We start from the raw sequence: 13,064 nt of genomic DNA, 5'->3' as shown, positions 1-13,064 counted from the left end.
ATCGTGGAGGTCATCGTCCTCTTCGAGGCTGCCTTCCTCCAGCGCAGACAACGTAAAGTTAAAAGGAAGACGCATTGCATTTGCATTGGGGAGAGCCGGGTCAGTCTGGCTAGTGGATCAGGGATAAGCGCCCACCCCCACCTCTGGCTCGTCCAGCCGTTGTCTACAACGACCAGACCTACATATCCAACTCCCGCACCGTTGTGGAAAACATCCACAACAGCACCCATGTGCATGTAGTCAACACGGCTCCAGTGGCAGAGTCAGCCCGACCTGCAATGACCACTGGCGAGCTCCCGGACGGCCACGGGGCCGCGCTGGCAGCCGGCGTAGCAGCGGCAGGCGGCTACGCACTCAGCCAACGCCAGACCATCGACCCGGCTAAGATGCCAATCAGCCCGGGCGTGCAGCCTATGGTCCGCCCCCGTGCCGTGGCACCCATGCAGCCGCTTCCAGACTCCCATGCCCAGACAACCCCGGCACCTGCCCATCAACGGCCCGGCGGGTTGACCATGCCACAACCGATGGCACAGCCGCCAGCACACGGCCAACCCCTGGAAGCACAGCACACACAGCAAGCGCAAGCGCGCCAGCAGCAAATGGCACAGCAGCGCGCACAGCAAGACCAGATGCGCCAACAGCAGATGGCGCAGCAACGGGCCGAGCAGCAGCAATCACGCCAACAACTGATGGCGCAGCAACGCGCCCAATATGAACAGATGCAACAACAAATAAGAGCCCAACAGCATGCACAAGCAGCGCAAATGCGCCAGCAACAGATGCACCAGCAAGCGCAGTCAAGCGCCCACCCGCAGCTTCGTGAAGGCCAACATGGCGAACGCCGCGACCGCCAGTAAGTCCGCATGGCTGTGTCTGGTGCAGCAGCGGTGCAGGCCATGTGCGGGCTGTGCGGGATGGCTTAATCGCCATACGGGGCGCAATCTACTGCACGCACCAGAACGGGAAGCCTAGGCGGCATTCGCCAGCCTCTCCCTGGGGCGACACCCTAGGGCGATGGCTGCACAAACGCAGGCAAGGAGTGTCCTCTTTGCGTCGACCTGAGCGCTCTGATTCGGTCCCAGGGGAAGGTCGTGCCGCAGCCGCGGACGGCTACACGATCAACGATGGAGACAACGAAACCCATTGCTTGGCCGTGGTCACGCAGGACCATGGGTATGGCCATATCGCTGCATCCGCGTCGTCAGCGCCGGCATCGCGCCGTAGCAGCCCGGAATGGGCCAACGCGATGACAGGGGCAATGGCCACAGCGCTTGTCTCAGCCGTGACCGCGTTGACGGGGTGCCGTTCTTATCCTTGCATCCGTCGCATGACAATCCCGTGACCCTTTCCGCGGTCTCCTCCCTCACCCAAAATGAACATGAAAAAAACCTTGCTGGCCATCGCCGCTGCTGCGGCCCTTTCTTTGAGCGTATCGGGCTGCTCCGACAGCAGCGCCTCCTCGCTGCGCTACAACGCCACGCTGGACCAGGCTTCGCAGGCCGAGAAGGCGGCCGTCCTCCAAACACTGCAGGAGCTGGTCAACATCGAGACAGGTACCAATGACCCCGTTGGCATTCCGCAGATGGGCAACTACCTCGAAGCCCGCCTACAGGCACTCGGCGCCAATGTGGTGCGCCATAAGGCAGAGGCGGGTGTGGTGGGCGACAACATTGTCGGCACTTTCCAGGGCAGCGGCACCAAGAGCCTGCTGCTGATGGCCCACATGGATACCGTGTATGCGAGCGGTATCCTGGCTACGGCGCCTTTCAAGGTCGAAGGCGACAAGGCCTATGGCGCCGGCATTGCCGATGCCAAGGGCGGCATCGCCGTCATCTTGCACAGCCTGGGCCTGCTCAAGGCGCAGAATTTCAGCAAGTTCAAGACCATCACGGTGATGTTCAACACCGATGAGGAAAAGGGCTCCTTCGGTTCGCGCGACCTGATCCAGAAGCTGGCCGCCTCGCACGACTATGTGCTGTCCTACGAGCCTTCCGGCCTGGAAGAAGGCTTTGGCACTGCGACCTCCGGCATTGCCTATGTACAGGCGGTGGTGCATGGCAAGGCATCGCACGCAGGTGTGGCACCGGAGGCGGGCATCAATGCGCTGACCGAGGCCTCGGCCCTGGTGCTGCGCACGCAGGACATCCAGGACAAATCCAAGGAACGCGGCTTTAACTGGACCACGATGACCGCTGGCGGCAGCGCCACCAACATCATCCCGGACAAGGCCGTGGTCAATGCCGACGTGCGCTATGGCAAGAATGAGGATCTGGACCTGATGAAGGGCATGCTCGACAAAGCCGCATCGACGCCCCATGTGCACGGCGCCACCATCGACATCAACCTGACCCGGGGCCGCCCCGCCTTCAACGCCAACGACGAGGGCGTCAAGCTGATCCAGAAGGCGATCACCATCTATGCCGATGTGGGCGGTAAATCGCAGATGTACACCACGCGCGGCGGTGGCGGCTCGGACGCTGCCTATGCCGCGCTGTCGGGCAAGCCAGTCATTGAGGGTCTGGGTCTGCCCGGCGCCAACTACCACTCCAACCTGGCCGAGTATGTGCTGACCGAGCCCATCGCGCGGCGCCTCTACCTGTCGGCACAGCTGATCTCCGATCTGGGACAGGGCATGTAATCCACCCAGCCCACCTCCCCTGTGCAGGCGCCAGCCAACACTGGCGCCTTTTTATTTATGGGGCCCGCCCCATGCACGCGCGGCACTGATGCGTCAGCGGAACTGGCGAAAAAAGACGACGATGCCGGGGCCTGCCAGCGTACGCGGCAGTATCGCGCCCGGCGGCCACTGCGGACTATGATGGCCGGGTCAGTGGGCAGCCCGAGGGTTCATGCAGGCGCTGCCCGCCCCCAGCTTGAGGAGTCATGCCATGTTCTCTATGAGTGTTCCTTGGTGGGAATTTGTCGTTCGCGGCTTTGTCGTCTACGCATTCCTGCTGGTGTTTCTGCGGCTGACCGGCCGGCGCCAGATTGGGCAATACGACCCCTTCGATCTCATCCTGCTGCTGATCCTGTCCAACGCCGTGCAGAACTCGATGAATGCAGGCGACAACTCGCTGATCGGCGGGCTGATCTCAGCCACGACTTTGATCGCCTGCCACTCCATCGTGGCGCAGCTGAGCTACCGCAGCAGGCGGGTGTCGCGCTGGGTCGATGGCATTCCCAAGCGATTGATATCCAACGGCCAGGTCAACCGCCAGGTGATGGATGCCGAACTCCTCACCAGTGATGACCTGAAAGCGGCGCTGCGCGGCGCAGGCTGCCTGCACACCTACGAGGTGGAGCAGGCGACCATTGAGACCAACGGGCAGATAACGATTGTGCTGCGCAACCGCGACAGCTCCTCGGGCGCGTCGGACGCGGTCTAGGCCTTGAGCTGCTCGCGCAGCTTGAACTTCTGGATCTTGCCCGATGGCGTGGCCGGCATGTCTGCGAGCACCACCAGGCGTTCGGGCAGGTAGTGCGGCGCCAGCTTCTGCGTCCGCAAGAACGCGGTCACATCGGCCAGCGCCGGCTCGGCTGCGCCGGGCTTGAGCACGATCACCGCGCAAGCCCGCTCACCCAGGCGCTCGTCCGCATAAGCCACCACCGCGGCCTGCGCCACGGCCGGGTGCTTGTAGAGCAGAGACTCCACCTCCACCACCGGAATGTTCTCGCCACCTCGGATGATCACATCCTTGCTGCGGCCGGTGATACGGATATAGCCTTGCGCATCCATGCGCGCCTGGTCGCCGGTATCGAACCAGCCGTCATCGGTGGTGGCATTGAGATGCGGGCGTTTCAGATAGCCACCAAAGTTGGAGTTGGCCCGTACCCACAACTGGCCAATCTCGCCGCGCGGGCGCTCCTGGCCCAGGTCGTCCAGCACCTTGACCTCGGCGCCGGGCAAGGGCAGACCGTCGGTCTCCACCGCGCGCTGCGCGCCATCGCCGGGCAAGGTGGTGGTAACAGCGCCGTTCTCCGACATGCCCCAGGCCGAGATGATCTGCGCGCCCAAGGCCGTTTGCGCCTGCTCCACCAAGGGGCCGGGGATGGGCGCGCCGGCACACAAAAAAGTGCGCAGGCTGGGCACCGCCCCACTGGCAGCCACTTCGCGTGACAGATCGGCCAGAAACGGCGTCGACGCCATCGTGAACGTACAGTGCCATTGCCGTATCAGTTGCGCCGCCGTGGCGGCGTTCCACACATCCAGCAGCACCGCCGTGGCGCCCAGCATCACCGGCATCATCAGCCCGTACATAAAGCCGGTCTGGTGCGCCATGGGCGACGCCATCAGCACCACATCGTCACGCCCCAGCGCCAGGCGCTCGGCATAGGCGTTGATGTTGGCCCTCAAGGTATTGGAGGAGTGCATCACGCCCTTGGGCTCACCCGTGGTGCCGCTGGTGTAGATGAGCTGGGTGATGGCATCGGGCGGGACCCGGTGTGAGCTCAGGACCTGCGCGGCATCGGCATCGCGCTCCCAGGCGGGCTGGGTCAGCAGCGCCTCAAAACTGTCTACACCGGCACCACCGATGGCGACCACATGCTGGAGCTGCGGCAACTGTGGCTGAATGCCTTTGAGCATCGCCTCGTAATCGACATTGCGAAAGTCCTTCAGCACCACGACCAGCTTGGCCTCCCCGTGGCCCAGCATGAAGAGCAACTCGCGCTCCCGAAAAATGGGCATCAGGGGGTTGAGCACCGCGCCGATGCGTGCGCATGCCAGGTACAGCACCGTGAACTGCCAGACATTGGGCAACTGGCAGGCCACCACATCGGCAGGCCGCACACCCAGTCGCCACAAACCGATGGCCACGCGGTCGGCCATGCGCGCCAACTGCGCATAGTTGAAGGACTGCGCAGTGTCCTCGCCCGTGCGCTGCGCCACCAGTGCCAGCCGGTCGGGCCAGTGCTGCGCCGCCTGGTCCAGCGCATCGTTGATGGTAGTGTCGCGCCACCAGCCCTGGCTGCGCATCTGCGCACGGCGCGGCGCCAGCAATACGGCATCAAATTGCATGCTTGTCTCCTGTGGGTTGGGGCTCCGCGCTGGTGGGCCGCGCTTGGGAGCAAATCACGGCTATGCCGGCACGGCCTGCCTGCCCGCCCGGTCGCGGGCAATGATGGTCTTCATGACCTGGGCGGTGCCGTCACCAATCTGAAAGCCCAGCACATCGCGCAGGCGCTGCTCCATCACGCCCCGGTCATAGCCGCCATGTCCCAACATCAAGAGGCACTGGTGGATGCAGTCATAGGCCAGCTTGGGGGCCCACCATTTGCACATCGCCGCTTCGGCGCTGTGGGGCTTGCGCTGGTCCTTGAGCCACAGCGCCTGCAGGCACAAAAGGCGTGCGGCGCTGACCTGCGTATCCAAATCCGCCAAAGGGTGCGACACGCCCTGGAACGCCGACAAGGGCTTGCCAAAGGCCTGGCGCTGGGTGACGTACTGCCAGGCATCGTCGAGCGCCGCACGCGCCACGGCCAGAACCTGCAAGCCGATCAGCGCGCGTGAATAGTCAAAGCCCTGCATCACCTGCACAAAGCCCTGGTTCTCCTCACCCAGGCGATGCGAGAGCGGCACACGCACATGGTCAAAAAACAGCGAGCCCCTGCCAATGGCGCGCTGGCCATGGCAATCCAAGCGGCTGCGCGTGATGCCAGGCAAGTCCATCGGCACCAGCAACGCCGTCACGCCATGCGCGCCCGATTCCACCGTGCCGGTGCGGCCAAACACCACGGCGATATCGCACTGGTCTGCGGCAGAGATCGAGGTCTTCTCGCCGTTGATCACATAGCCTTGTGCATCGCGCTCTACGCGCAGGCGCAGGTTGGCCGCGTCCGAGCCACCGCGCGGCTCGGTCAGCGCAATGGCACACAGCGCCTCGCCCGCCACCATTTTTTGCAACCAGCGCTCCGCCACCTCCGGCTGGCCGTGGGCGGCCAGAATCTGCGCATTGAGCGAGGCCAGCAGCGGCACATAGGACATGCTCAGATCGGCGCGCGCCAGCTCCTCATGCACCACGCCAGCGGCCAGGCAACCCAGGCCCTGCCCGCCCAACTGCTCGGGCAGCTCAGGGGCGATCAGGCCCATGGCGCCCATCTCACGCATCAGCGCACGGTCCAGCACGCGGGTCCGGTCGCGCTCCAAAAAGCCCGGCGCCACGCGCGCATCGGCAAACCGGCGCACCGATGCAGCCAGGCTCATCAAGTCATCGTTCAAGTACGGATTCATGGACACCTCTCGCGGCAGGCTGCGTTACTTGGCGTGTTTGCGGAAATCGGGCTTGCGCTTTTCCTTGAGTGCAGCCACGCCTTCGCGCGACTCGTCGGTGTCGTAATACAGCTTGAGCGCGTACATGCCCATGCCGGCAATGCCCGCCTGGTGCGCGGTGTCCATGTTGAAGCTGCGCTTGGCAATCGCAATCGCGGTGGGGCTGCGCTCGCAGATAGTCTCGGCCCATTCCTGCACGGTGGCATCGAGCTGCTCTGGCGCCACGCAGATATTGGCCAGCCCCATGGCGACCGCCTCTTCGCCGGAGTAGCACTTGTTCAGGTACCAGATCTCGCGGGCCTTTTTCTCGCCCACCACGCGCGCCAGGAATGCCGTGCCATAGCCCGGGTCGACCGAGCCCATCTTGGGGCCTACCTGGCCAAAGATGGCCTTGTCCGAGCAGATCGTCAGATCACAGATGGTGCACAGCACATTGCCGCCGCCAATCGCATAGCCCTGCACGCGGGCAATCACCGGCTTGGGCACATTGCGGATGGCGTCGTGCAGCTCTTCCATCGGCAGGCCGATGGTGCCACGGCCATCGTAGTTGCCATCGTGCGCCGACTGGTCGCCGCCGGTACAAAAAGCCTTGTCGCCCGCGCCGGCCAGCACGATGCAACCCACGCTTTTGTCATAGCCCGCCTTGTTCAGCGCGCGGATCAGCTCGTCGCAGGTGGTGCCGCGAAAGGCGTTCATCTTCTCGGGCCGGTTGATGGTGATCCAGGCCACATGGTTGCGCACGTCGTAGAGGATGTCTTCAAATTCCATACCAGTCTCCTTATTTATTGGGGGGGCCTTCAGCCGGCCATCGTCAAGCCGCCCGATACGCTGATGACCTGGCCGGTCACATAGGCGGCGTCGCCCGAGGCAAAGAACAGGATTGCGCCGGGCAGGTCCTCGGGCTGGCCGATGCGGCCCAGCGGGATCGCACGGGTAAAGGCCTCGAGCAGCCTGTCGGGGTTGCCCGCGCCCTCCTTGTAGCTGGCAAACAAGGCGGTATCGGTGGGGCCGGGGCAAACCACGTTCACGGTGATGTTGTGGCGGGCATGCTCGCGTGCCAGGGTTTTGGACAGCGCCACCAGCCCGCCCTTGCAGGCGGCATACACCGCCTCGCCTGAGGAGCCCACGCGCGCCGCGTCAGACGCGATGTTGACGATGCGCCCCGCCTTGCGCTCTGCCATGTGCGGCAGCACCGCGTGGTGCATGTGCAGGGCACCCACCAGGTTGATGGCAATGAGCTGCTGCCATTCGCCCTCATGGGTCTTGGTGAAGGGCTTGAACACATCCCAGCCCGCGTTGTTGACGAGCACATCAATCGCAGCCCATTGCTCGGCCTGCTGCACTGCCGCATCGACACTCGCCCGGTCGGTGATATCACAGGCCAGCGCCTGCGCCAAGCCGCCCGCCGCTGCAATCGCATCGGCCACCGCCTGTGCGGCGCCCAGCTGCTTGTCGAGCACGGTCACCCGGGCGCCTTCAGCGGCAAAGCGTTTGCAGGTAGCCCCACCAATGCCGCCACCCCCACCGGTTACTACAACATGTTGCCCATCAAAACGTGCCATGATCCCACCTTTCTTTTGCATTGCATCGTTTAATTAGACAATATATTTACACAAATGCCATGCCATGGCAATATCGGAATCATGAGCAAACTCGCCAAAGACCCTAGAGAAAACCCGCAGCAACTGCGCACCGACCTGGCCAATCGTCTGTATTTCAAGCTCTACCAATGCGCCAACATGTTGCATAAAACTGGGACCAAGGCCGTTGAAGCCCAGGGCCTGACCACACAACAGTGGGCGGTGATGGGCGCGCTGTCGCGGCCCGAATCAGAGCAGGGCATGGGCATGGGCGACCTGGCCCGCTACCTGTTGGTGAGCCGCCAGAACCTCACCGGCCTGCTGTCACGCATGGAGGCCGCCGGCTATGTGCACAGCGTGCCCGACCCGGCAGACAAACGCTCCCGTCTGGTGCAATTGACGCCAGCCGGGCAGCAGGTGTGGCAGCACGATGCAGCCGAGTCGATTGGCCGCTATTACGAGCAGGCGCTCGAGGGGTTCTCGAGCAATGACATGGTTCACACCCTGCACTACCTGCTCAAGCTGCTGGACAACATGAAGGCGATCGATGCGCAGCAGAATGCGGGCAAGGAGGAGAGTTGAGCGCCAAAATGCCCGAACCCGCGCAGCTTCAAACATCAAGGCCGCCTATGCCGTACAAAACAGCTCGACTGCATGGCACTAGCCAAATTTTCAATATTCGGCACCGCTGACGGCGACGTCCTCTCGATAATCGAGTCCATAAAGCTCTGTCAGCGTCATCAAGAATCAAACAATCAGTAACCATCGCAACGAGCAATAACTGCCATCTCGCCATAGCCACATGCCACACTCGTGGGTTGTCAAAATCCATGAGGGATGGAATATATGCTCGGAAAACTAGAAAGTGCGCTGCTCTACCTGATGCGGCTGGTGATGGTGGTGCTGGTGTTGTTCACCTTGTTCAACTTTGCGCTGTGGAGTTGGGGCGCTGCGCACAAACCCACCCCTGGAGCCATCGAAGAAACCCACCAAAACCGTGACTGGGCTGCGCTCAAAATCAGCGAAGAAGAACTCAAGAAGATTACCTATTCAGACTTTGGCTATGACGATACCAACCAGACCCTGAGCGATGCCAAACTGGCCGCCGACCCTGCGGTAGTAGCGGCCTTTGCCGAGGTAGATGCGGTATTGCGCGCCGCGATCGAGCGCGACCCTGCGCAGCGTAAAAAGCTGGAGCGTGATAACGACGAGCCAGGCCTGGCGCCCGTGCAGGCACTGCCCGCGTTGGTGGAAACCATGCAGGCCAAAGAACGCGCCAGCCAGGAGATGGACGCGGTAGACGCGGCGGCGGCCACTGCAGCGGCCTCGGATGCGGCCGACAGCGACGGCTGGAAACCCCAGCCCACCAGCATTGGCGAGGTGCTGCTGCAGCAGACACGCAGCATTATCAGCAGCTATGGCTATGAGGCAGGCCGCTCGTTCTCACTGGGCGCACCGCAGGCGCTCAAAGCCCTGCTGGCCGACCCACAAGTACAAAAGGGAATCAGCAAGCAAACCACGTCGATGGTGGTGACCAATCTGCTGCTCAACTATGGCATTGTGTTCAGCGCCAAGGCGGGTGAAAGCGATATGCAGACGGAAAAATCTGGCTGGCTGGAGCGCCTGATCGAACCCAGCAATCTGCTGGTATTTACGGTGCTGCTGTGGTCATTCGTGTTCTTGATGATGATCGTGGTCTTCCTGCGTGTGGAACGCCATCTGCGCACGATGTCGCAAGACGGCAAGGCACTGGCTCCGCGCTCGTCCTAGCCTCAAGCGCCATTGCCCGTCAGCGCCCACCCTTTAACCGGTGCACACTGAGATGGAAGAATTCAGGAGAGCGCAAGCTCTCCTTTTTTCTGGCTACCGCGATTGGGTGGAAGAGCTGCCACTCCGGGCACCGAAAAGGAGTACATGGTGGAGACTCCGATGCGCCGTCCAAGCCAGGGGGGTGCTGCAGCCTGGAGATAACGAGCAATACAAAAAGGCTCGGTACCACCGAGCCTTCCAAAGCATGCGCACCGAAGGTGCTTGACGCGCTTTCTTACTTTTGCTGCGGCAGCTTCTCTTTCAGATAAGGGCCATCAAGCAGCGCGTTTTGCCCGGTCCGCAGGGCCATGCTATTGGCCTGTATTGTCAGCGGCATGTAGTTGGGCGCAGCGCGGGCAATCGCTGCGCTGACCAACATCCCGATCAAGCCACCATTGGAATTGTTCGGCGAATACTGCATGCGCTGCGTATTTTTCCAGAGCTCTTCGCCCGTCTTGCTGACAAGCCGGTACTCGAAATCCACCGTCACTGTCGTCGACAGAATGATGTATTGGGCATCCCACTGGTTGATGGTCACGAACAGCACCGCATCGGCCCCAAACATCTTGGCGATGGTCTCGGGCGGTTGCTCATGCACGCGCTCGGGCTCGTAAAAGCCTTCCTGCTCCAGCACCATCTTGGTCGTGTTCACCGGGAAGACGTAGTAGCCTTTTTCCGCAATCGGCACGGGCAATGCGCTCAGCACATAGTTGGGTGCATCCACATCCAGCGACTTGTTGACGATCGGCACGACGACAATCGAGCGCGGATTGGCGGCTTCATAGGCGGCCAGATCGCGTTTGGGAGCCGTGGTTTGGCAGCCTACCAATAAAGCGCTGGTTGCGAGCAGCAGCAAAGTGGAGATACGAGAGATGAAACCCTTCATGATGTGACCTCTCCGTTCGTCTTCTTCTCGCTGGTTGCCGGGGTCGCTTTGGCGCGGCTCTCCAGCGTCTTGATCATTGAATCCATGAGCGTGCGGCTTTCCGGCCAGAGTTCGCGCTCCTTGTTGTACTGCGCGATGGCCTCATCGGTCTTGCCCGCCTGCAGGTAGAGCGATCCCAGCTCAGCGTACAGACCTGGGGCCACCTTTTGATTGGCCTGTGTCATCGCAGCAATATGGGTTTCCAGCTTGGTTTGCAGCTCTACCACCGTTTCTGGGCTCTTGTAGGTGCTGTAGAGCGCGGCATCGTAGCCACCCCACTCGTACAGATTCTGATTGGTTGCGCAACCCGTCATCAACGCGAGCGCCGCTCCCGCAGCCGCATACCGGGCAGCGGATCGCAGCCCTTGAACATGCTTGTCGAAAAACTTCATGTGTACTGACTTTTAGCGAATGTCGAACGTCTTGGTCACACCGTCACCAACGTAGAACTTCTCGTTGATGAAAGTGTTGCCGCTGCCTTGCACCACGAGCTGATGCGTTCCGGGCTCCACTTGCAGGGCCGCTTGCCCTGCCTGGAACTGACCTGCCGTTCCGACCTGCAGACCGTCCAGCACCACGGCTGCATTGCCCAAGCTTTCATGGGCCAGACGGAAAGTGATCTGTGGCTTGAGGGACACCACACCCTGTTTTTCGGTGGGCATCTGAACACAGGCGGTGAGGCTTGCGCCTGCAATCAGTGCACCTAGCACCAGCGTGGCTCCACGCAATCCCTTGAACATCATTTTCACTTTCCTCCCTCATGCAACACGACCAGCGAATTGGCTGGGTGCTTGCCCAGATCGCCCGACACCACACTGGTGACGGCACCTTCGTTGAGTTCGTTGTCACCAAACAGCGCATCCACGCGCAGCTGTGCAATCTTCTGACCTGGCAAGGTGATGATGGCACCAGTCTGCGGCGACTTGATCTGCTCGCCAGCCGTCTGCACCGCCAGCGTCATGCCCGGTTGCAGCCCCTGGCTCTTGCCACCACTGATGTAGATGCGGCCGCCTTCCACTTTGAGAATCGCGGTCGACCAGGGGCGGCGATTCATTTCAGTGGAGAGCTTGCTCACCGCTTCGGACACAGCCTGACGGATGGCAGCATCATTGAGCGTGCCGTCATAGCCGGCCCGCGAGCCAAAGCCAAAAGTGGACGACACCTCGTTGGATGCTTCACCCGCACCAGATGTGGCAAAAAATACATGGCCCGTGCGCGTATCCACCAAACGGATATCTATCTTGGCAAATGCGACCTGCTTTTTCGAAGCTGACGCAAAGCCCGAACTCCCCACCGTCTTTCGGCCAAACTCCGAGAGCGAGCCGACGATGAGGGCATCAACGCCGATCAAGTCGAGCTTTTGCTGGGCCAGTTGGCTTTCTGCCTGCACCTTGCTGATGTCTGGGCGCTCGAACACCAGATACGCACCCGATTCCGTCAACGCCTTGCTGAACAGATCCGTCACCTGCTTGCCCAACGGATCACCATCCTTGTCGCGCAGCAGGGACTGGCCATAGGCCGTTTCGTTGGACAAACGGCCCAAGGCCACCTTGCGCTTGAGCGTTGGGGTGGCCGTCGCCTGAGCGAGCGTGTTGGCCTGCGCTGTTTTTTGCTCGGCTTGCGATGGTGGAGCCTGCTTTGTCTCTACCGGTGCTTGTTGCGTCGCGCAACCTCCGATGGTCAGCAATGCTGCCACCAGCGCACTTGTACTACCCGCTTTTAATGCAAATTGCATTGCTTTTCCTTTTGCGTTCAATCCCATAACTTAGCTCTAGCCTCAGCAACCGGACAATTTCACATGTCCTAGTGAATCAATGTGGGACGTTCGTCTTACCGGCTAAAAAGCGCTGGACTGACGCAAACCGTGCGCGTTAGTCTTCATTGCTTTTGTAACAAATAGTAACTGCAGCTTGACCTGATCCGCCCAGCACTGTTGCTTTGCCGTGGACTCATGCAGATTGGTGAAATCTTGATTGGTCAGCATGGGCTGGAAGCCCTGTCCTGACACTATCTGCGACATGCGCGTCTAAGACTCCCGTCTTCGCCATGCATCATAGAAATACAGCGCATCAAGAAAGGCGTAGTTAACAAATTTTAAGAATTGAACCTCGACATCCAAGTCTTATCGTTCCTCACACGCAACACTGTCATGGAACAGCAGCGGCAAAGTGTTCCATATTCAATGGTTCACAAACCACGATGCATACCAATACATTACTTGTGCAACCGAATGTTTCCATTCCATCGCTTCTTCAGTAATCGCCTAGATGGAAGTCGCCATTTTCACGATCTGATCAGAGTCCCATAAACGATCTGCCTTGCTTATCTCCATGCTTCTATATTGTTATTTATTCACAAAAACAAATTGAGGAGCGACGCTCTCTAGGGATCCTCTGCAAAACCGCTGAATTCAGACTGGCCAGTTAGCTCACAGCCGATTTGCCCGCTTATGCGCGGTTTTGCAGCCAAGCTTCTACCCGCA

General features: G+C 61.0%; 13 protein-coding genes. 5 read left to right on the top strand and 8 right to left on the bottom strand.

The genetic code is table 11. From position 1 onward, the window contains the following. Positions 1–599 precede the first annotated feature (599 nt). The 3 genes from DCO45_RS22760 (at position 600) to DCO45_RS18040 (ending at position 3,386) form a co-directional block, all read left to right on the top strand. On the top strand, positions 600–857 hold the full coding sequence (locus DCO45_RS22760; RefSeq protein ID WP_133248197.1) for a hypothetical protein: 258 nt from the start codon (positions 600–602) through the stop codon (positions 855–857). A gap of 515 nt (positions 858–1,372) precedes the next feature. Beyond that, positions 1,373–2,638, top strand: a complete 1,266-nt coding sequence (locus tag DCO45_RS18045) for a glutamate carboxypeptidase (RefSeq protein WP_232539418.1) — start codon at positions 1,373–1,375, stop codon at positions 2,636–2,638. 250 nt (positions 2,639–2,888) lie between these two features. Then, entirely contained in the window at positions 2,889–3,386 is a 498-nt protein-coding gene (locus DCO45_RS18040; protein ID WP_116927123.1) for a YetF domain-containing protein, read from the top strand. Here DCO45_RS18040 and aliA read toward each other — a convergent pair. Genes aliA through DCO45_RS18020 form a run of 4 tightly spaced genes read right to left on the bottom strand, consistent with a single transcriptional unit; the run spans position 3,383 to position 7,830 of the window. Continuing rightward, a complete protein-coding gene (gene aliA / locus DCO45_RS18035; protein ID WP_116927122.1) occupies positions 3,383–5,017 on the bottom strand; it encodes a cyclohexanecarboxylate-CoA ligase in 1,635 nt (544 codons plus the stop codon). The genes DCO45_RS18040 and aliA overlap by 4 nt on opposite strands. Positions 5,018–5,077: 60 nt before the next feature. Next, entirely contained in the window at positions 5,078–6,229 is a 1,152-nt protein-coding gene (gene aliB, locus DCO45_RS18030) for a cyclohexanecarboxyl-CoA dehydrogenase (protein WP_116927121.1), read from the bottom strand. Between the two features lie 24 nt (positions 6,230–6,253). Continuing rightward, positions 6,254–7,036, bottom strand: coding sequence for a 2-ketocyclohexanecarboxyl-CoA hydrolase (gene badI, locus DCO45_RS18025; protein WP_116927120.1), 783 nt, complete (start codon positions 7,034–7,036; stop codon positions 6,254–6,256). 29 nt (positions 7,037–7,065) lie between these two features. Further along, the gene (locus DCO45_RS18020) at positions 7,066–7,830 is read right to left on the bottom strand and encodes a glucose 1-dehydrogenase (RefSeq protein ID WP_116927216.1); all 765 of its coding nucleotides are present in this window, start codon (positions 7,828–7,830) and stop codon (positions 7,066–7,068) included. A gap of 81 nt (positions 7,831–7,911) precedes the next feature. Between DCO45_RS18020 and DCO45_RS18015 the strand changes: the two genes are divergently transcribed. Together DCO45_RS18015 and DCO45_RS18010 are read left to right on the top strand one after the other, a co-directional pair. Next, complete coding sequence (locus DCO45_RS18015) at positions 7,912–8,430, top strand: MarR family transcriptional regulator (protein WP_116927119.1); 519 nt, start codon at positions 7,912–7,914, stop codon at positions 8,428–8,430. A gap of 264 nt (positions 8,431–8,694) precedes the next feature. Next, positions 8,695–9,618, top strand: a complete 924-nt coding sequence (locus DCO45_RS18010) for a hypothetical protein (protein WP_133248196.1) — start codon at positions 8,695–8,697, stop codon at positions 9,616–9,618. Between the two features lie 274 nt (positions 9,619–9,892). Here the strand turns inward: DCO45_RS18010 and DCO45_RS18005 are convergent, their stop codons facing one another. The 4 genes from DCO45_RS18005 to DCO45_RS17990 are packed head-to-tail and all read right to left on the bottom strand — an operon-like array spanning position 9,893 to position 12,344. Further along, positions 9,893–10,543: a GNA1162 family protein gene (locus DCO45_RS18005; RefSeq protein WP_116927117.1), complete on the bottom strand. Its 651-nt coding sequence runs from the start codon at positions 10,541–10,543 to the stop codon at positions 9,893–9,895. Next, entirely contained in the window at positions 10,540–10,974 is a 435-nt protein-coding gene (locus DCO45_RS18000) for a DUF4810 domain-containing protein (RefSeq protein WP_116927116.1), read from the bottom strand. Before DCO45_RS18000 ends, DCO45_RS18005 begins: the two co-directional genes overlap by 4 nt. Before the next feature lie 12 nt (positions 10,975–10,986). After that, on the bottom strand, positions 10,987–11,331 hold the full coding sequence (locus DCO45_RS17995; protein ID WP_165841224.1) for a hypothetical protein: 345 nt from the start codon (positions 11,329–11,331) through the stop codon (positions 10,987–10,989). Beyond that, on the bottom strand, positions 11,328–12,344 hold the full coding sequence (locus DCO45_RS17990; protein WP_207788096.1) for a CsgG/HfaB family protein: 1,017 nt from the start codon (positions 12,342–12,344) through the stop codon (positions 11,328–11,330). The genes DCO45_RS17995 and DCO45_RS17990 overlap by 4 nt, the downstream gene beginning before the upstream one ends. Between the last annotated feature and the right edge of the window lie 720 nt (positions 12,345–13,064).

The organism is Comamonas sp. JNW (assembly GCF_003105075.1).
Classification (GTDB): domain Bacteria; phylum Pseudomonadota; class Gammaproteobacteria; order Burkholderiales; family Burkholderiaceae_C; genus Comamonas; species Comamonas squillarum.
Note: the sequence above shows the minus strand (reverse complement) of the source record. Positions and strands in the feature narration are given on the sequence as shown.

Coding starts and splice junctions, on each gene's coding strand:
- DCO45_RS18015 (WP_116927119.1), top strand. CDS start 7,912: ATGAGCAAACTCGCCAAAGACCCTAGAGAAAACCCGCAGCAACTGCGC.
- aliA (WP_116927122.1), bottom strand. CDS start 5,017: ATGCAATTTGATGCCGTATTGCTGGCGCCGCGCCGTGCGCAGATGCGC.
- DCO45_RS18000 (WP_116927116.1), bottom strand. CDS start 10,974: ATGAAGTTTTTCGACAAGCATGTTCAAGGGCTGCGATCCGCTGCCCGG.
- DCO45_RS18010 (WP_133248196.1), top strand. CDS start 8,695: ATGCTCGGAAAACTAGAAAGTGCGCTGCTCTACCTGATGCGGCTGGTG.
- DCO45_RS22760 (WP_133248197.1), top strand. CDS start 600: ATGGCACAGCAGCGCGCACAGCAAGACCAGATGCGCCAACAGCAGATG.
- DCO45_RS18040 (WP_116927123.1), top strand. CDS start 2,889: ATGTTCTCTATGAGTGTTCCTTGGTGGGAATTTGTCGTTCGCGGCTTT.
- DCO45_RS18005 (WP_116927117.1), bottom strand. CDS start 10,543: ATGAAGGGTTTCATCTCTCGTATCTCCACTTTGCTGCTGCTCGCAACC.
- DCO45_RS17990 (WP_207788096.1), bottom strand. CDS start 12,344: ATGGGATTGAACGCAAAAGGAAAAGCAATGCAATTTGCATTAAAAGCG.
- DCO45_RS18020 (WP_116927216.1), bottom strand. CDS start 7,830: ATGGCACGTTTTGATGGGCAACATGTTGTAGTAACCGGTGGGGGTGGC.
- DCO45_RS18045 (WP_232539418.1), top strand. CDS start 1,373: ATGAACATGAAAAAAACCTTGCTGGCCATCGCCGCTGCTGCGGCCCTT.
- aliB (WP_116927121.1), bottom strand. CDS start 6,229: ATGAATCCGTACTTGAACGATGACTTGATGAGCCTGGCTGCATCGGTG.
- badI (WP_116927120.1), bottom strand. CDS start 7,036: ATGGAATTTGAAGACATCCTCTACGACGTGCGCAACCATGTGGCCTGG.